Source organism: Enterococcus sp. DIV0546, from assembly GCF_051712785.1.
Lineage (GTDB): Bacteria > Bacillota > Bacilli > Lactobacillales > Enterococcaceae > Enterococcus > Enterococcus faecalis.
The window spans coordinates 22,950-41,935 of the sequence record NZ_JBIOPO010000001.1; the positions used below are offsets into that span (position 1 = coordinate 22,950).

The window sequence follows — 18,986 nt, forward strand, 5'->3', positions numbered from 1 at the left end:
TCAGAATCTGATTTATCTGATTTTTTTCAAAAAGTGAAAGCGTTTAGCAGTACAACCATGAAAAAAAACATCAATTATACAGGAGGTATAAAAATGGTAGGAATTATCCTAGCAAGTCACGGTGAATTTGCTGAAGGGATCTTGCAATCTGGTGCAATGATCTTTGGCGAACAAGAAAATGTAAAAGCAGTTACGTTAATGCCTAGCGAAGGTCCCGATGATGTAAAAGCAAAAATGCAAGAAGCCATTGCATCGTTTGACAATCAAGACGAAGTACTATTTTTAGTTGACCTATGGGGAGGAACACCATTTAACCAAGCGAACTCATTGTTAGAAGATCATAAAGACAAATGGGCAATCGTTGCAGGTATGAACTTACCAATGGTTATTGAAGCATATGCTTCTCGTTTCTCTATGGAATCAGCACAAGAAATTGCGACACACATTCTTGAAACAGCAAAAGATGGTGTCAAAGTTAAACCAGAAGAGTTACAACCAGCAGAAGCACCAAAAGCTGCTGCGACAGAAGATGCACAGCCAAAAGGTTCGTTACCACCAGGTACAGTTGTTGGCGATGGCAAAATTAAATTTGTGCTAGCACGTATTGATTCACGTTTATTACATGGTCAAGTAGCAACAGCTTGGACAAAAGCAACACAACCAAACAGAATTATTGTTGTTTCTGATGCCGTTGCAAAAGATGACTTACGTAAGAAATTAATCGAACAAGCAGCTCCTCCAGGAGTAAAAGCCAATGTTATTCCAATCAGTAAAATGATTGAAGTAGCGAAAGATCCACGTTTTGGCAATACAAAAGCATTATTATTATTTGAAAATCCTGAAGACGTCTTAAAAGTGGTTGAAGGCGGCGTAGAAATCCCAGAAGTAAACGTTGGTTCAATGGCTCACTCTGTTGGAAAAGTCGTTGTAAGCAAAGTATTATCAATGGGTCAAGAAGACGTTGATACGTTTGATGAATTAAAAGCCAAAGGCATCAAATTTGATGTGCGTAAAGTGCCAAATGATTCAAAAGCGAATATGGACGAAATTTTGAAAAAAGCAAAAAATGAGTTAGCAAACGCGTAACTCGCCAAATACAAATCAAAATAGGAGGCTTATCATGTCTGTTATATCAATTATTTTAGTTTTACTCGTTGCCTTTCTAGCTGGTATGGAAGGGATTTTGGATGAGTTCCAATTCCACCAACCGTTAGTAGCATGTACATTAATCGGATTAGTTACTGGTAATTTAGAAGCCGGAATTGTTTTAGGTGGTACTTTACAAATGATCGCGTTAGGTTGGGCGAACATCGGGGCTGCCGTTGCGCCGGATGCCGCTTTAGCATCTGTTGCCTCAGCAATTATTTTAGTTTTAGGTGGCCAAGGTGTTAAAGGTGTTCCTTCAGCGATTGCCATCGCAGTTCCTTTAGCGGTTGCAGGTTTGTTCTTAACAATGATCGTTCGGACAGTTGCGGTTCCAATCGTTCACATGATGGATGCGGCTGCTGAAAAAGGCAACATTAAACAAGTTGAAATGTTACACATTTTCGCTGTATGTTTACAAGGTATTCGTATTGCGATTCCAGCAGGTGCTTTACTATTCATTCCTGCTGACACTGTTCGTAATTTCTTAGAATCAATGCCAGCTTGGTTAACTGATGGTATGGCTATCGGTGGTGGTATGGTCGTTGCCGTAGGTTATGCATTAGTAATCAACATGATGGCAACAAAAGAAGTATGGCCATTCTTCATTATCGGTTTCGTAGTCGCAGCGATTTCTCAATTAACATTAATCGCATTAGGTGCTTTAGGTGTCGCTTTAGCTCTTATTTACTTGAACTTATCTAAAATGGGCGGTTCTTCTAACTCAAATGGCGGAGGCAACTCTGGCGACCCATTAGGCGATATTTTAAACGACTACTAATTCTGAAGGAGGAGCAAAGAAAATGGCAGAAAAAATTCAATTAACTAAAAAAGATCGTTTAGCTGTAGCTTGGCGTTCAACATTTATCCAAGGTTCTTGGAACTATGAACGTATGCAAAACGGCGGTTGGGCATTCTCAATGATTCCAGCAATCAAAAAATTATATAAAACGAAAGAAGAACGTTCAGCGGCGTTAAAACGTCACTTAGAGTTCTTTAATACACACCCATACATTGCCTCACCAATCCTTGGTGTAACATTAGCTTTGGAAGAAGAACGTGCCAATGGCGCACCAGTTGATGACGTAGCGATTCAAGGGGTTAAAGTTGGGATGATGGGTCCTTTAGCCGGTGTTGGTGACCCAGTTTTCTGGTTTACTGTTCGTCCAATGTTAGGCGCTTTAGGTGCTTCCTTAGCAATGGGTGGTAACATCTTAGGCCCAATCTTATTCTTCGTTGCTTGGAACTTAATTCGTTGGTCATTCATGTGGTATACACAAGAGTTTGGTTACAAAGCAGGTTCTAAAATTACTGATGACCTTTCAGGTGGTTTACTACAAGATATTACAAAAGGTGCTTCTATTTTAGGGATGTTCGTACTGGCCGCATTAGTTCAACGTTGGGTATCGATTAAGTTCTTACCAATTGTCTCACAAGTTAAGTTAGACAAAGGTGCTTATATCGAGTGGGATAAACTTCCTGCTGGCGGTGAAGGAATGCATAAAGCCTTTGAACAAGTGAACCAAGGCTTGGCGCTTTCACCAACGAAAGTTACTACTTTACAAGATAACTTAGATCAATTGATTCCAGGTCTAGCACCATTACTACTTACATTCTTATGTATGTGGTTATTGAAGAAAAAAGTTAGCCCAATCGTTATCATTCTTGGTTTATTCGTAGTCGGCGTTGTCGGCCACTTAATCGGCTTATTATAAGAATGACGAGGTAAGTTTATTACTTCTAATCAAAAAAAGCGGAAGAGAAGTCGAGAAACTTTTCTTCCGCTTTTTTAAACAAAGATGTAATTTTGTTTGTTTCGATCAGGAAAGAAACGTATAATAAAGAGGAATTAGTCGAATGAAATGGAGCAGATAACATGGTACAATCATTAAACACAAAAGTTGATTTAGTTATAGATGCGACGGCATTTACAGGATTAACAGATTATGGACAAATTATGATAGGTGACCGCGGGTTTGAATTTTACCATGCCAAAGATCCACGTAAGTTTATCCAAATTCCGTGGGAAGAAGTCGATTACGTGTTGGCTTCAGTAATGTTCAAAGGAAAATGGATTCCTCGTTATGCGATTCAAACCAAGAAAAATGGGACGTATACGTTTGCTTCAAAAGAGCCGAAGCGAGTGTTACGAGCTATTCGTGAATATGTTGACCCAGATCATATGGTCCAATCTTTGAGTTTCTTTGATGTCATAAAAAGAGGGATTCTCTCGATCGGGAAAAAGAAAAAATAATTTATAACTGTTACTTTTTTATAAACTAGATGAAAAAGTAGCGGTTTTTTTGTGGGAAAACGAGGGACTTATTTATACAAAAAAGGCACAATTGTGCACCAAAAAAGAGACAATCAAGTGATACGTTGTTTTTAATGGAGTTATCATTGAAATGGTTTTCAGAAAGCACGATGAAAATATTTGACACCTTGTAAAATAGTAGTAACATAATAAGTGTAATAAATTATTTTATAGAGGAGTGAGTGTCATGGAACAACGACAACATCATGGAATGGACTGGGGTTCATTAGTATTAGGAATTCTATTTGTTCTGACTGCATTAATTTCTTTCCAAAATCCTGCCGGTAATTTAATTGCCATTGTGATGGTTTTTGCGATTTTTGCTATTATTAAAGGGATTTTCGAAATTTTTGTACGTAATCGTATGAAAGAATTGCTAGGCTACAAAGCTTATGCACCAATCATCTTAGGGATTATTGATATCCTAATTGGTGTTTACTTATTGTTTAACTTAAATATTGGTGTCGCTGTGTTACCATTTGTTTTTGCAATTTGGTTTTTATTCGACTCAATTTTCGGCTTATTTACTTTAGATTTTGCTAAACGAGTAAGCACAGGTTACTTCTGGTTCACATTAATTGTTGACGTTTTAGGGATTATCTTAGGTGTAATGTTATTATTTAATCCATTGTCTTCAGCACTAACTTTAAGCTTCTTAGTTGGCTTCTACTTTATGATGTTTGGTATTAGTAATATTGTATATGCTTTTAGATAAAAGAAGTAAAAAAAACAGGTTTTCCGAAAAGGAAAACCTGTTTTTTTTTTTAATAACGACGGCGGCAGTTGCCATTATTTCCCGAAATTGTTCGAACAAGCCACACGATAATCGCTACGGGAACTAAAATTTTTACTGCTAGCCACAATAAGCTTCCCACGATACCGACAACGGCACTAAAGAGTGAACCGACAACTAAAAATAAAAGGACCACTAAAAGAATATTTATAAACATTGGTCGTTGATTATTCATACGTACTACCTCCAAATTTTTCCTGTTTTCTATATACAGAGTATAGCAAGAACGCGCAACAAGCACCTCCATCGGAAGGCTGATTTTTTTCTCTGGCGAATGATGGAGCCGCTGTTGGTTATTTTGGACTTTCTTATTGAAATAATCAGAATATTCTGGTGTATAATTATAAAAAAGGATTTAAAGTGAGGGATTGGATGACGACTGAGGGATTAATCGCTTTGTTAGAAAAGAAACGAAATCATTTAAGTAAAATTGAAAATCAAGTACTGGATTATATTTTGACGCATATGACGGAAATTAGTTCACAAACCATTTATGAGGTGGCGCAGGCGTTGTTTGTCTCAACAGCCACTATTTCTCGGACAGCAAAACACTTAGGTTATCGAGGCTTCCAAGAATTAAAATACGCGATCGTCCAATCGGTGCAGAGCGAGAGCACAGAAAGCGATAGTCGTAGTTTTCAAGCTATTACGCAACAGTTGATCGCCAATGTGCAAGACAGTTTTCAACAAATGGATGAAGCCAAAGTCGCGGAAATGCTTAAAATGATTGAGCGTGCGAATACGATTGAAGTGTTCGGTGTTGGTGGCAGTTTTCCTATTTGTACTGATTTTGCACGAAAGCTAACATTTTTAGGAAAAAAAGCCTATGCACGATCTGATTGGGATGAATAAGCGGCAGCAGTTAAGAATCTGGATGGACAGGATTTAGCCATTTTTGTCAGTTATACAGGAGAAACTAAAGGGATTTTAGCGTATGCACGTGTAGCGCAGGAACAGCAAGTGCCGATGATTAGTTTGATTTCGACTAAAGGAAGCACCTTGGAAAAATTGTCGACGACGACGTTATTTGCCAAAGGGACGACACGTTATCATCAGCGCGTGGATTTAAGTTCAAGAATTGCTGTCATTTGTTTGTTCGATACGGTTTTATTAATGTACGCAGAGGCAAAGCAGCCGCGGTAATTTTATGCAACACCATACTAAATGATGTAAGGGGATACAGAAAGAGTGTAGCCTCTTTTTTCTTTGTTTTGGGCTAGTTATAATGAGGGCAATGAATGTAAACGCAATCATTTTTAGTTTTGTAAAGAATGAATGGAGGAGTTAAGAAATGGCAGTAAAGAAAAAGAAAGCGACTTTCTGGGAGTTTTTCCAAGGATTAGGCAAAACGTTTATGTTGCCAGTGGCTTTATTAGCTTTTATGGGGATTTTGTTGGGATTAGGAAGTTCTTTTTCCAGTGAATCCATGATTGAAACGATCCCGTTTTTAGGAAAGCCCGCAGTGAAAATTATTTTCCAATTTATGTCGACAATTGGTGGTTTTGCGTTTGCCTATTTACCTGTCATGTTTGCAATGGCCATTCCGTTGGGGTTAGTTCGGAAAGAAAAAGGAATTGCTACGTTTTCAGGTTTCGTAGGCTATACGGTGATGAATTTAGCGATTAATTTCTATTTAGTGCAGACGAATCGCCTCGTGGATCCTGAGCAGTTGCGGGAAGCCGGCCAAGGAATGGTTTTTGGGATTCAAACGATTGAAATGGGCGTTCTTGGTGGAATTATCGCTGGGCTTATTGTCTATAAGTTGCATAATCGATTTTATACGGTGCAACTACCAGATAGTTTTGCCTTCTTTTCTGGCGCACGGTTTGTACCAATTATTACTTCATTAGTGATGGCATTCGTGGGCTTAGTAATTCCGTTAGTTTGGCCACTTTTCGCGCTAATGATTATGGCGATTGGCCAACTTATCCAACGTTCTGGTATTTTTGGGCCTTTTCTGTTTGGTTCAGGGGAACGTCTACTGTTACCGTTTGGGTTGCATCATATTTTGGTTTCCATGATTCGTTTTACTGAAGCAGGGGGTTCAGCGGTGGTGGCTGGCAAAGAAGTGTTTGGTGCGTTAAATATTTTCTATGCAGAATTGCAAAATAATTTACCGATTTCACCAAGCGCAACAGCTTTCTTGTCACAAGGGAAAATGCCGACCTTTATTTTTGGCTTACCAGCGGCGGCACTTGCGATGTATCATACTGCAGCTCCGGCGAATCGACATAAGATTAAAGGCTTACTCCTTTCAGGTGTGATTGCAACGGCTATCACTGGAATTACAGAACCAATTGAATTTTTATTTTTATTTATTAGTCCATTATTATGGCTGTTTCATGTCATTATGACTGGTCTAGGTTTCATGGTAATGGCTTTATTGGGTGTTGTGATTGGGAACACTGATGGCGGGCTACTGGACTTTGTTATTTTTGGCTTGTTACAAGGAACTTATACAAAATGGTGGTGGGTTCTCATTGTCGGCGCTATCTGGTTTGTTGTTTATTATTTCGTCTTTAAAACAGTCATTGTAACCTTTGATTTAAAAACACCTGGACGAGACAAGGTCTTAGATGAGACTGAATATACCGATCAAGAAGTTCAATATAAGAAAACGGGTGGCTATGATGCGCCTGGGATTTTAGCGGCTTTGGGTGGGCAAGAGAATATTCAAGCTATTGATAATTGCATTACGCGTTTACGTTTAGTGTTAGCAGATGCTAATAAAGTAGATGATGACAAATTAAAGCAATTAGGGGCTTTAGGTGTCGTGCATTTAGATGCGCAGAATGTACAAGTGATTATCGGAACCAAAGTGACAACGGTCCGTAATCAATTAGAGATGATTTTAGGTTAGAAAAAAGACAGAAGGTGAAGAGTGTGTCGTTTGATAAAGCAATTGATCGACGAGGAACGTATTGTACACAGTGGGATTTTGTAGAAGACCGATTTGGGGAAGCGGACTTGCTTCCCTTCACTATTTCCGATACGGATTTTGCTGTGCCAGAGGCAGTTCTGGCAACATTACAGGAGCGTTTGAAACATCCCGTATTTGGCTACACGAGGTGGAACCATCCGCAATTAAAAGAAGCAATTCAAACGTGGTACCAGACAAGATTCCAGACGAAGATTGAAGAACACTGGATTATGTATACCCCGACTGTTATCTATGGTATTTCTGCTTTGATTCAATTATTGACTAACGAAGGGGAGGGCATTATTTTACAAACACCTGCCTATGATGCATTTTTTAAAGTCATTCAGGAAAATAAGCGGCAAGTAGTGGCAAATGAACTGATTTATCAAGAGAAGCGCTACAGCATTGATTTTATTGATTTAGAAAAAAAACTAGCGCAACCAGAAAATCGCTGTTTGCTTTTATGTTCTCCGCATAATCCAACAGGACGTGTTTGGGAGCAATGGGAATTAGAGCGAATGGTTTCATTGTGCCAACAGTATGATGTGTTTTTACTTTCTGATGAAATTCATATGGATATCGTTAATAAAGGCCAAGTTCATCGACCAATTACGCAATTTGGTTATAAAAAATCTGCCATTATTACCAGTGGCACGAAAACCTTTAATTTTCCAGGGCTGATTTTTGCTTACGCCCTAATTCCAGATAACGAATTACGTGACGCTTTTCAGCTCAAATTAAAAAATGCCGATGGTCTATCATCAACAAGTATTTTGGGAATGCTAGCAACCATGACGGCCTATCAAAAATGTGGTACTTGGGTGGACGAGTTGAATGATTATTTAGCGGAGAACCAACGTTACGTGAAAGATTTTTTACAGACATATTTGTCAAAAATTAAAGTGACGGAGCTGGAAGCCACTTACTTAATGTGGTTGGACGTATCAGTGGCAGTTCCAGATGTGGCCCGCTTACAAGAGGCTTTAGTTTCTGTGGGGAAAGTCGCCATTATGGACGGCTCGATTTATGGCGGTAATGGACAGCGATTTTTACGGTTAAATATTGGCTGTTCGCAAGCAAAACTACACGAGGGACTTGAAAGGATGCGCCAAGGTTTTGAAGCTGTTTTACAAAAGGATGGCACAACATCAGCGCTTGGGAATAATTGAGAAAAGATAGCATTCCGAAAATGGTTGCAGTACAATGGAAAAATAGAAACAAATAAAATAACAAAAAGTAACAACTTGTCATTTACTGGGGGAAAAGAAATGAAAACAATTAAAACAAAGCAAGCGCCACAAGCAATTGGGCCATATTCACAAGCAAAAATTGTGAATGGTTTATTGATTACTTCTGGTCAGATTCCACTGGATCCTGAAACAGGCAAGGTGGTTGGTACAACGATTAAAGAACAAACCAATCAAGTACTGAAAAATATTCAAGGGATTTTAACAGAAGCTGGTAGTGATTTTGCTCATGTAGTCAAAACGACATGCTATTTACAAAATATGGCGGATTTCACGGCATTCAATGAAGTCTATGCTGAGTATTTTAGTGCGGAATATCCTGCACGCACAACGATTGAAATCTCTAAATTACCGATGGATGTGTTGGTGGAGATTGAGATTATCGCAGAAGTAGTGGCGTAAAAAATACAGATAAAAGAGTGAGAAAAAAATCGTCTTAGATTTTTTTCTCACTCTTTTTTTCAATAAAACAATACGATTCAGCCAAAATGTCTAGCCGTGCTGGAAAATTTTCAGCAAATAGGCTACCATGGAAGAAAATCGATAAAACGAAAGTTAAATGAATAGAAAAGAGATATGAAAGAGGCTACAAGATGAAAAAAAATATTAGCCAACTAACGCAGTGGTTGAAAGAACACAGTTTATTATTGAAACTAATTTTTCTTGGTTCTGTATTAGTTTTCGTGGCTAACCAAGTGACACATATCGCTCAAGGCATGACCTGGGCGGATATTTTTTCCACGATGGAACAACAAAGTACGGGGCGTTTAATTGGTATGGTCTTGGCAGGACTATTAGGGGTTATTCCGATGCTCCTTTATGACTATGTAGTCGTTAAATTATTGGAAAAAGAAGGTAAGCCACCAATGAAACGAATGGATTGGTTAACTTCGGCTTGGGTCACCAATACCATTAATAACTTAGCGGGTTTTGGCGGCGTGGTTGGGGCAACGCTACGGATTAATTTTTACGGAAAAGATGTACCGCGGGGCAAGGTTGTAGCAACGGTCTCAAAAGTTGCTCTGTTCTTGATTTCAGGGTTATCTATTTTATCTTTTGTGGCGTTTGTTGATTTATTTTTTATTCGAACCCAAAATGTTTTTCGTGAATATTGGGTTTGGTTATTATTGGGCAGCCTGATTGCGCCAGCGCTCTGGTTTTTCACGTATTTAAAACGGCGAACATTGTTTAAAACATTTTTTCCAAAAGCGGTGCTCCTTTTATTCGGCGCTTCATTAGGTCAATGGCTAGGTGGGATGTTTGCTTTCTTAATGATAGGTCGTTTGATGCAGGTGCCAGTTTCGATGGTTTCTGTTTATCCAATGTTTGTTATCGCCACGTTGATTGGGATGTTAACTATGGTTCCTGGTGGTATGGGAACGTTTGATGTCTTAATGATTTTGGGCTTGTCACAATTAGGGATTGATCGATCACAAGCGGTCGTCTGGTTGTTGTATTATCGTTTGTTCTATTATGTGACGCCTTTTATGACAGGAGTTATTTTGTTCTTGCAACAAGCAGGCATGAAAGTTAACCAATTTTTTGATAATTTACCTCGGTTATTTTCACAAAAAGTGGCGCATTTTATTTTGGTGGCGGCGTTATATTTTGCAGGGATTATGATGGTTCTATTGTCGACTGTGACGAATTTGTCGAATGTTAGTCGTTTATTCCAAGTGTTACTTCCCTTTTCTTTTAATTTTTTAGATCAAACATTGAATTTATTTGTAGGATTCTTGTTATTAGGTTTAGCTCGAGGCATTTCTATGAAAGTGAAAAAAGCTTATTGGCCTACAATTATTTTACTAGGATTTTGTATTGTAAATACGGTGGCACGAACGACTTCGTGGCAGTTAATTGCTGTTTATGCTGTTATTTTATTGGCGGTTATTTTGGCTCGTAAAGAATTTTATCGTGAAAAGTTTGTTTATTCATGGGGCGCTTTAACGGTAGATAGTATTTTGTTTGGCTGCTTGTTTATCGGTTATGCGGTTGCTGGCTATTACGCCGCACGACCAGCTGGTGGGAATCAAGTTATCAATCACTTTTTGTTGTTTCCGTCAGATGATGTTTGGTTTAACGGATTGATTGGTTTAAGTATTTCCTTGATTGGTTTATTCTTTTTGTATCAATATTTAGCCGAAACAACTGTTACTTTAGGTGAGGGGTTTGAGGAAGCGCGGTTGACACGCTTTTTGGAAAAATTTGGTGGCAACGAAGGCAGTCAATTTTTGTATTTAAAGGATTATGGTCATTTTTATTACCAAGAAGAAGGTGAAGATCAAGTACTTTTTGGGTTTCAAATGAAGTTTAATAAATGCTTTGTCTTGGCGGATCCAATTGGGCAACGAGAGAAATGGACAGCGGCGACACTGGCGTTTATGGATCAAGCTGATTTGTTAGGCTATCAATTAGTTTTTTATCGTATTTCGGAAGAATATGTTATGAATCTTCACGATTGCGGCTTTGAATTTATGAAAGTTGGGGAAGAAGGCTTGATTCAATTTGATGAGCCGTCAACAGTGAATCAAACAGCCTGGACGGAAACAGTGACTGAAAAAATAGCAGCGGAAGCAGCGGATTTTCAGTTTGAATTTTATCCTGAAACGATTAGTGATGCCTTATATCAAGAGTTAGAACGAGTTTCTGCGGACTGGTCACGGAATCAAAAAGAGCGCTACTTTATTGGTGGACGGTTGGATCCCGAGTACTTGAAATGCAGTAGCGTGGGCTTGGTGAGACAGAAACAAACGGTCATCGGTTTCATTACGGGAAAAGAAATGGAAAAAGGCAAAAGTATTTCGTATGATTTGTTACGTATTCGTTCAGAAGCACCTGCTTTTACTAGAGAATATTTGTTCACTCATTTTATTGAAACCTATCAACAGCAGGGCTATCAATTAATTGATATTGGGATGGCGCCGTTGGCTAACGTAGGGGAGAGCAAGTACTCTTTTTTAAAAGAACGCTTTGTTAATATTTTTTACAAGTATAGTTATCAAATTTATGCGTTTCAAGATACACGCAAGCGCAAAGAACAATATGTCACTAGTTGGCAACCACGTTATTTTGCTTATCCTAAGCGGACCAGTGTACTCTTTGCTTTTGTGCAACTTTCCTTGTTGATTACGAAAGGAAGACATCAAAGTGTTTCGCTTGTGGAAGAAGCAATGACTGAAATTTAAAAAAATCACGCGATGACTTAGCCATCGCGTGATTTTTTATTTGTCTTCTTTTTTACGGTTTCGTCTAGCAGGAATCAAGGTTACGTAGGCAACGAAACCACCAGTACATAGAACGAATAACACGATGCCAGGAATCAATCCTTCTGGTAAATAAGAGAACTGAATAGTATGGGTTCCAGCGCTGACAGGAACGCTTAGAAAGGCATCTTTAAAGGCTTTTGGGGTAACTTTTTTGCCATCAATTTTGACACGCCAACCTTTGTCATAAGGAATTGTAGTGACGAGTACTTGATCTTTGTCCGCGGTAAAGGTACCTGAAGCAGAGCGTTTGCCAGTGGTTAAATCAACGCCTTTTTCTTGCACGGCGGAAATGGCTTTTTCAAATGCATTGGTATTTAAGCCAACTACTTGCGGCTGAACAAAACTTACTGCTTTGGTTCCATAAAAACTTACTTTGAAGTTAACAGTTGTATCTTTTGGATAGTAGCCTAAATTATAATATTGGCCAGTAATGCCAATTTGTGATTGCTGACTCGAGCCGTTCACGGTGACCGTCGCAGTGGAACTTTCCAATTGAGCAAAATCCGTTGGGAATAAACTCAAATAAGCTTGCGTATTGGCGGGCACATTGACTGTATAAGAAATCTCTTTGGCTACGTTATGTTGTTTCTCCGTAAAAGTTACGCCAGCTGTATTTTGCGTAATTGTCACGTTATTTTGAAGCGTCATCGTTGGTTGATAAAAGGTAAAATACCGTTCATTGGTATTGGCTAAAGCATTTAGTAAATTTGTTTGACTACCTAAATTATCATTGAGAGGTTGCCGAACATTGTAAATCTCTTTGTCTGCTAAAAATCCTAACGGCAAAGCATTTTCGTTACGATAAAGCTGATATTTACCAGCAGCTGCTTGTCGCTCAAAGCCGAATTTCATTGGATTGTTTTCAGCAATATTGTATTTAATGCCCATCAAAGCATCCATTAACAAGGTATTATTTTGGTAACGAATATTTAAATTCGTGCCTCGTGAGCGGAAACCTAAGGCGTTTAGGTATGTTGAAGAATGTCGGTTCCGCACGGAAGAAAACATGCTAATGCCACTGTAGCCATAGTTAATGCCGTCATTGGCCGAAACACCATTTAAATTTTCCAAGCGGTAAAAGGTATCATTTTCTTTTTTTGTTTGATCGACTAGATTTTTTAAGTCAGGATAAGGTTCAGAATACAAACTACGTGATGCATAGTTCCAATCATCTAAAATACCAGTGACCATCGCCCGTGTATTAATGATTGCTTCACCAGAAACGAGCAGTAATAACAAAATCACTAAGTATTGCATAGGCGCTTTTTTCAATTGATAAAAAGCAATCCCGAAAAAGTATAATAGTAAAAAAGTTGCCGTTAATACGAAAGAGGTTAAAGTCACAAACGTATAACTAGTAGCACCTTTTGTGCCCATTGCAAGAGCAAAAATTGCTAAAAGAATCAAAATCAAGCCGCTTAAGACGCCGAGATCATCCTTTTCAAATTTTTCCCAACCATAACCAGCAAGCAAAATAACTAGGAATGAAAAGAGGAAACTATAGCGGAAAAGAAACATGTTCGGCGCATGCATACCGTGCCAGAATAAATTTAAGGGCGTGATGTAAAAGCTAGCAATCAATAGGACAAACAAACTACCAAAAAGTAGTTTGTTTTTCAATGGAACTTCTTTCGTAACGAAATAGAAGAGACAAAAAATCAAAGGCAACAACCCAATGTAAATAAAAGGAATGGACCCATATTTGGTTGTATCGTAAACGCCAATCATATTTTTCATAATAATATCTAAAAAGGCAGTCGCTTCTGTTTTAAAGGTTGTAATTTCAGAAAGAGTTTCACCATTGGTTCGTAAATCTAAGACAGCAGGTAAGACCATAATCATGGATGCTCCACCAGCTAAAAGAGAAGTAGTAAAATATGCAACGATTCGAGATTTATATCGTTGCCAGTCTGTAAACGTTCGTGCAAAATAGTACAGGAAGGAAAACAACCCAATCATAAAGCCAAAATAATAATTTGTAATGAAAAGCAAGAAATAACTGACAAACAATAATGTCGGTTTTCGTTGGTCCATTAAACGATGAATTCCTAAAATTACGAGTGGCAGATAAATAAAGGCATCCAGCCACATAATTAATTCTGAATGGGCCACAATGAAGGACATTAGCGCATAAGACACACTTAAAGTCACATGGGACCATTTAGGAATCTTAAAGGTTTGTTTTGCCAAGAACCAAAAACTCAAGCCAGCACTCCCAATTTTCAACAATGTTAGGAAATAGAGCGCATCAGGCATGTTTTGATTGTTAAAGAAAAAGACGAGCGGCGTAAATAAGCCACCAAGATAATAGGAAATTAAGGACAAGTAGTTTAGTCCCAAAGAAGCATTCCACGTATAGAAAAGACTTTGTTTTCCATGAAGAACATTGTTAAAGCTTGCGTGAAAATTTGAAAATTGAGAAAAGGCATCGCTGGCTAAAACACTGCGACTACTTCCTGGATAAATCCCAATACTCAAATAGATAATTGCCATAATTAAAAATGGAATGAAGAAACTGGCTAACATATAAGGCCAGTTGTTTTTTAAAAACTGCCTACTTTTATTTTTCATAAATAACCTCACCTGATTTTTCGAAAGTACCTATAGTTTATCATACTCTTTATTTGATGTACCAATAGAAGAAAAACTTTAAAATTTTATTAGGATCCTAAGGGTGGGGGGGGGAACGATTTTCCTACACTCAAGCTAGCTTTTAGCAAGAGATTAAAAGACTCTCAAACGGTTATATGAAGTCGATTTTCCAATCACCACATCAAAAGACGAATATTCTCCGAAAAATTGCTGAAAACTCCCTGTGGATAACTTTGTGCATAACTCTGTTGAAAACCACAAAAAAGCTTTTTATCTCGGTTTATCCACAAGGATAAGTTTTCGAGTTGCTAAAAAAAATAGACGCAAGTTCAGAAGTCCTGCTTGCTAAAAGTAAAGGAATCCCTAAAGTTGAAAGAAGATGAAAACGTTATTAAAACAACGTTTTCATCTTCTTTTTTCTAGAATTTACAAAGATTTAATGTCGAACAAATAAGCATTGTGGAAAAGTTTTTTGGAAAAAATAAGAAATTTCATCCACAAAGTTTTCTGTGGAGAATTTAAAAATGCTTGTCAAGCTTTTTTTGAAAAAATGTGGATAACTTTTTAAAGACAAGCTTTTTTCCATTTGCGAATTTGCGTTCGGAAACTAGTAAAAGGGGCAACGCTATTAATGTGAATCCATTTCCAAAGAGGCCATTGTGCTTTGGTGGTCGCCCAAGCCCGTTGTTGAGGTAAAAATAATTCGTCTTCGGAAAGCGAGTCAATCCAATGAAGTAATTTTTCTAAGATGTCTTGCAACGCAATCAGCTGACTTTCTAAACTCATTTGTCCATAGGTTTGATAAAATGATTGATAGAGAGCGCCCAGTTGATTCCATTTATAACCTTCAGCTGGCGTTTGAACGGTCAGACCACGTTGTTCTTGTTCTTCCCAAGAAAGCAGCAAGTTGAGCCAACCTAATTGATAGGCTAAGTTCTCTGAAGGTGTTTTAGCTACTGTTTCAATTCGGTGATCTTTAAGTGTTTCAGGAATTTCTGCAAATTCAGCTAAATATTTTTGTGAAGCTATTTGAATGGCCTCAATCAAGGCTTCTTTTGATTCATAGGTTCGCATTCTTCGGCTAACTTCCTTTCTTGGTAGGATCTGCTTGTTTTTCATGAGTAATTTGAGTGACTAAACCAAAAGGATCTTTCACAATCGCATAAAATGTTGCAAATTCATTTTCAATTGGTTCTTGGATAATACAGGATTCGGGATGGCACGTGAGTTTTTCAAAAATTGTTTTGGCAGAGTGACGGCTGTCGACGGTTAAGCTGAGGGTCAATTGTTCTGTGGGCGTGGTATTCATTCCTGCAAACAAAGGATTATCAGCTAGTTGTAATTGAAAAGTGTCCATTTGTAAAATCGAGTGAGAAAGCCAGTGTTCTTCGCCAGCGGGAATGGTCAAAGAAGGATTTAAACGCTCTTTAAATTCTTGATTAGTAATTTTAAAAAGAATATCACCAGCAAAGGCTTCTTGGTAAAACGTCAAGGCTTCCGTTGCTCGTCCATTTAAGACCATAAAAAGGGCAAATTGTGTGTTTTTCATTGTTTGAACCTCCTAAGATTGATAAGATAAGCATAACAATAAAAGGTGTCAAAAAGTGACACCGATGGAGGGAAAAATGAAAAAATCAGAACGTTTAAATCAGGAACTTTTTTTCTTGAGAACCCATCCTCAGTTTAATTTAAATCAGTTAATGAAAACTTTTGGGATTTCTAAAAGCACAGCTTTGCGGGATATTGAAGCTTTGGAAAATTTAGGCGTGCCGCTATATGTGGAGAATGGTCGTTATGGTGGCTATCGAGTTTTAAACAAACCGTTGTTGCCGCCGATTTATTTTAACGAAAATGAAGTGTTAGCAATCTTTTTTTCGTTACAATTACTGAAATTAGTCGCAGAGTCACCGTTTGGTCATTCCTATCAGCAAATTAAGCAAAAATTATTACATTCTTTAGATGAACCAACCCAATTTAAAATCAGTCAAATGAGTAAGGTCGTCTATTACGAAGGAATTGAACAAGTAGAAGCACCAGGCAATTTAGAGCAGCTGTTTCATTGTATTTTGGCGCAACAAGTAATTCAGTTTAACTATACCAGATATGAAGCAACAACGAAAAAAATCTTACCAACCCGGTTAACTATTTTAGAAGGGTATTGGTATTGTTCAGGCTATGATGTGACTAAAAAGGCTTGGCGTACTTACCGCTGTGATTTTATGGAGGCTATTCAGCAGTTAAACCAAACACTGGATTTTACGACTGAAGAACTGAAAGAATCGTATCGCCATCAACAAACGACGGCACGTACGATTCCATTTAAAGCAATCATTACAGAAAAAGGCAAAGAATTTTTTTATAAACATCGCTTTGACAATATTCAGTTGGAAGAAACGCCCACGCAGTGTTTTTTAGTTGGACAGATTCATCCAACAGAAACACAATTTTTAGCCAACTATTTTATGGGCTTTGGTGAAGAAGTGACAATTTTAGAGCCAGTCCAAGTGAAACAAGCATATGTAGAAAGTATAATGAGGATTCAAAAAAAATATCAAGAATAGATTGTGGGACTGTGAACAATCTCATGTGTAAAAATGCACATTGGAGAAGAGAAAGAAAAACCCTTGATCTTTAAATCAAGGGTTTTTCTTTCTAAGAACGTGCTTGCCCATTTCCATAAATAACATATTTTGTCGAAGTAAGCTCTGCTAGACCCATAGGTCCACGGGCATGTAATTTTTGCGTACTAATGCCGATTTCGGCGCCAAATCCAAATTCAAAACCGTCCGTGAAACGAGTTGAAGCATTCGCATAAACAGCGGCTGCATCCACTTGTTGTAAAAATTGTTGTGTGGCAAAGTAATTATCACTAATAATACTTTCAGAATGTTTTGTATTGTAGCGATTAATATGCTGGATGGCTTCGTCTAAAGAATCAACGACTTTCACTGCTAAGATAAAGTCGAGAAATTCCGTTTCCCAATCTTGTTCAGTCGCTGGAATGGCTTCTTCAAAAATTGCTGACGCACGTTCATCTGCCCGAAGTTCCACGTGAAACTCCTTCAAGGCTTTTTCAATTGTTGGTAAAAAGGCTTCAGCCACCTCTTGATGAATTAATAACGTTTCGGCGGCGTTACAGACAGAAGGACGTTGACATTTAGCATTGACAATAATTTCAGTTGCCATTGTTAACTGGGCGTCTTTGTCCACGTAAATATGACAATTGCCTGTGCCCGTTTCAATAACAGGAACAGTGGCTGTTGTCAAAACAGTTTTGATTAAGTTGGCGCCGCCACGCGGAATGAGGACATCCAAGTAGTCATTTAAGCGCATAAGTTGTTGGGCTGTTTCTCTAGAAGTATCATCAACAAATTGAATGAGATGGGGAGAAACGGCTTGTTGTATTAGCGCTTCTTGTAAAATTGTCACCAATATCTGATTGGAGTGAAACGCTTCTTTTCCGCCTCGAAGAATAACAGTATTTCCTGATTTGAAACAAAGGCTAGCGGCATCTGTTGTCACGTTTGGCCGCGATTCATAAATGATTCCAATAACACCTAAAGGCACGCGTTGTTGCCCAATTAACAGCCCCGCTTCATTGCGCCACATTTTATCTACTTCCCCAATTGGATCGGGTAAAGTAGCGACTTGGCGTATGCCCTCGGCCATCGCTGTGATCCGTTCTTCTGTTAAACGTAAGCGGTCTTGCATTGTTTCAGAAATTCCGTGGGTAGCGGCTTGCTCTAAATCTAATGCGTTTGCTTGTAAAATGCGGGGCGCATTGTCTTCAATGGCTGCGGCCATTTTGTTTAACAAAGTATTTTTTTGACGAGTATCCATCAAGCCTAGCGTATAAGAGGCTTCTTTAGCTTGTTGCCCTAGTTGCTTTAAATCAGTCACTTTCATGCCCTCCTTTAATAAATAACGTACCGATATCTTTTCCTTCTAAAATTTCAAAAATGATTTTTGGCTGCTTTCCGTTTGCTAAAATCATCGCCTGTTGATTAGCTAACACACGTTCAGCAGCTTTTAATTTACTAGACATCCCACCAGTGCCAAAGCGGCTCCCCTTACCACCGGCTAATTGGAACAAGTCTTCATTAATTTCATTGATTTCAGAAAATAACGTGGCTTCTTTGTTGACAGTAGGGTTGTCTGAAAAGAAACCATCAATATCTGATAACATAACTAACAAGTCAGCTTGAACAATTTGGCAGACAATGGCAGACAATTGATCGTTATCCCCGAACTTGGTTAAGTGATCCAATTCTTCAATTGCGACAGTATCATTTTCATTGACGATAGGAATAATATTCATTTTTAACAGTTGTTCAAAAGTATTGGTAACATTATTGCGACTTTCAGGATATTCAATAACATCACGAGTTAATAAAACTTGTGCCATTTGTTGGCTATAGGTTGAAAACCGCTGATTATAAATGTTCATTAATTCTGCTTGGCCGACTGCAGCGACTGCCTGTTGTTCGGGAATTGTCGTTGGGCGCACAGATAGATTTAATTTATTCAGTCCGACACCAATTGCGCCAGAAGAAACTAAAATAATTTCTTTGCCTTGGTTGCTTAAATCACTCAAAGTAAAGGCTAATTGATCAATTGCTTTTAAGTTAATATTGCCATTGGGATAAATCAGAGAACTGGTTCCGACTTTGATCACAATTCGTTTGGCCTGTTGGAGTTTGTTTCTCATAAG

At 38.2% G+C, this 18,986-nt stretch carries 16 protein-coding genes and 1 pseudogene; 11 read left to right on the plus strand and 6 right to left on the minus strand.

All coding sequences use genetic code 11. The features are described from left to right. The first annotated feature begins 93 nt into the window (after window positions 1-93). From IGJ24_RS00090 to IGJ24_RS00110, 5 genes are all read left to right on the plus strand, one after another. Window positions 94-1,086 (plus strand): mannose/fructose/sorbose PTS transporter subunit IIA, encoded by a 993-nt coding sequence (locus tag IGJ24_RS00090; protein ID WP_002356030.1) that lies wholly within the window; start codon window positions 94-96, stop codon window positions 1,084-1,086. 34 nt (window positions 1,087-1,120) lie between these two features. Next, on the plus strand, window positions 1,121-1,924 hold the full coding sequence (locus IGJ24_RS00095) for a PTS mannose/fructose/sorbose transporter subunit IIC (RefSeq protein ID WP_002356031.1): 804 nt from the start codon (window positions 1,121-1,123) through the stop codon (window positions 1,922-1,924). A 22-nt stretch (window positions 1,925-1,946) separates the two neighbouring features. After that, window positions 1,947-2,858, plus strand: a complete 912-nt coding sequence (locus tag IGJ24_RS00100) for a PTS system mannose/fructose/sorbose family transporter subunit IID (protein ID WP_002356032.1) — start codon at window positions 1,947-1,949, stop codon at window positions 2,856-2,858. Window positions 2,859-3,019: 161 nt separating this feature from the next. Further along, window positions 3,020-3,397 carry a DUF956 family protein gene (locus tag IGJ24_RS00105; protein ID WP_002356033.1) on the plus strand — a complete coding sequence of 126 codons (378 nt, stop codon included), beginning with the start codon at window positions 3,020-3,022 and terminating at the stop codon, window positions 3,395-3,397. Between the two features lie 247 nt (window positions 3,398-3,644). Beyond that, window positions 3,645-4,172, plus strand: a complete 528-nt coding sequence (locus IGJ24_RS00110) for an HdeD family acid-resistance protein (protein ID WP_002356034.1) — start codon at window positions 3,645-3,647, stop codon at window positions 4,170-4,172. A 49-nt stretch (window positions 4,173-4,221) separates the two neighbouring features. Here IGJ24_RS00110 and IGJ24_RS00115 read toward each other — a convergent pair whose 3' ends face one another. Next, window positions 4,222-4,425: a hypothetical protein gene (locus IGJ24_RS00115; RefSeq protein WP_002381332.1), complete on the minus strand. Its 204-nt coding sequence runs from the start codon at window positions 4,423-4,425 to the stop codon at window positions 4,222-4,224. A gap of 197 nt (window positions 4,426-4,622) precedes the next feature. Here IGJ24_RS00115 and IGJ24_RS00120 point away from each other — a divergent pair. The 5 genes and pseudogenes from IGJ24_RS00120 to mprF all read left to right on the plus strand — a co-directional run bounded on the left by IGJ24_RS00120 (window position 4,623) and on the right by mprF (window position 11,602). Continuing rightward, window positions 4,623-5,393: pseudogene (locus tag IGJ24_RS00120) on the plus strand (MurR/RpiR family transcriptional regulator). A 148-nt stretch (window positions 5,394-5,541) separates the two neighbouring features. Then, complete coding sequence (gene malX / locus IGJ24_RS00125) at window positions 5,542-7,110, plus strand: maltose/glucose-specific PTS transporter subunit IIBC (RefSeq protein WP_289865771.1); 1,569 nt, start codon at window positions 5,542-5,544, stop codon at window positions 7,108-7,110. Window positions 7,111-7,124: 14 nt separating this feature from the next. Next, a complete protein-coding gene (locus IGJ24_RS00130; protein WP_438775339.1) occupies window positions 7,125-8,339 on the plus strand; it encodes a MalY/PatB family protein in 1,215 nt (404 codons plus the stop codon). A gap of 99 nt (window positions 8,340-8,438) precedes the next feature. Continuing rightward, window positions 8,439-8,819 (plus strand): RidA family protein, encoded by a 381-nt coding sequence (locus IGJ24_RS00135; RefSeq protein ID WP_002356039.1) that lies wholly within the window; start codon window positions 8,439-8,441, stop codon window positions 8,817-8,819. 191 nt (window positions 8,820-9,010) lie between these two features. Beyond that, entirely contained in the window at window positions 9,011-11,602 is a 2,592-nt protein-coding gene (gene mprF / locus IGJ24_RS00140; RefSeq protein WP_002378676.1) for a bifunctional lysylphosphatidylglycerol flippase/synthetase MprF, read from the plus strand. Between the two features lie 36 nt (window positions 11,603-11,638). Here the strand turns inward: mprF and IGJ24_RS00145 are convergent, their stop codons facing one another. From IGJ24_RS00145 to IGJ24_RS00155, 3 genes are all read right to left on the minus strand, one after another. Beyond that, window positions 11,639-14,254 (minus strand): YfhO family protein, encoded by a 2,616-nt coding sequence (locus tag IGJ24_RS00145; RefSeq protein ID WP_010830571.1) that lies wholly within the window; start codon window positions 14,252-14,254, stop codon window positions 11,639-11,641. A 585-nt stretch (window positions 14,255-14,839) separates the two neighbouring features. Next, entirely contained in the window at window positions 14,840-15,349 is a 510-nt protein-coding gene (locus IGJ24_RS00150) for a ClbS/DfsB family four-helix bundle protein (RefSeq protein ID WP_002378680.1), read from the minus strand. Between the two features lie 7 nt (window positions 15,350-15,356). Beyond that, on the minus strand, window positions 15,357-15,824 hold the full coding sequence (locus IGJ24_RS00155; protein ID WP_048949316.1) for a VOC family protein: 468 nt from the start codon (window positions 15,822-15,824) through the stop codon (window positions 15,357-15,359). A 64-nt stretch (window positions 15,825-15,888) separates the two neighbouring features. On the opposite strand from IGJ24_RS00155, the gene IGJ24_RS00160 reads away from it, so the two are divergent. Beyond that, the gene (locus tag IGJ24_RS00160; protein WP_002389777.1) at window positions 15,889-16,836 is read left to right on the plus strand and encodes a helix-turn-helix transcriptional regulator; all 948 of its coding nucleotides are present in this window, start codon (window positions 15,889-15,891) and stop codon (window positions 16,834-16,836) included. Between the two features lie 91 nt (window positions 16,837-16,927). Here IGJ24_RS00160 and IGJ24_RS00165 read toward each other — a convergent pair whose 3' ends face one another. Continuing rightward, a complete protein-coding gene (locus IGJ24_RS00165; RefSeq protein WP_129194060.1) occupies window positions 16,928-18,181 on the minus strand; it encodes a glutamate-5-semialdehyde dehydrogenase in 1,254 nt (417 codons plus the stop codon). After that, entirely contained in the window at window positions 18,168-18,983 is an 816-nt protein-coding gene (proB, locus tag IGJ24_RS00170) for a glutamate 5-kinase (RefSeq protein WP_002389550.1), read from the minus strand. The genes IGJ24_RS00165 and proB overlap by 14 nt, the downstream gene beginning before the upstream one ends. Between the last annotated feature and the right edge of the window lie 3 nt (window positions 18,984-18,986).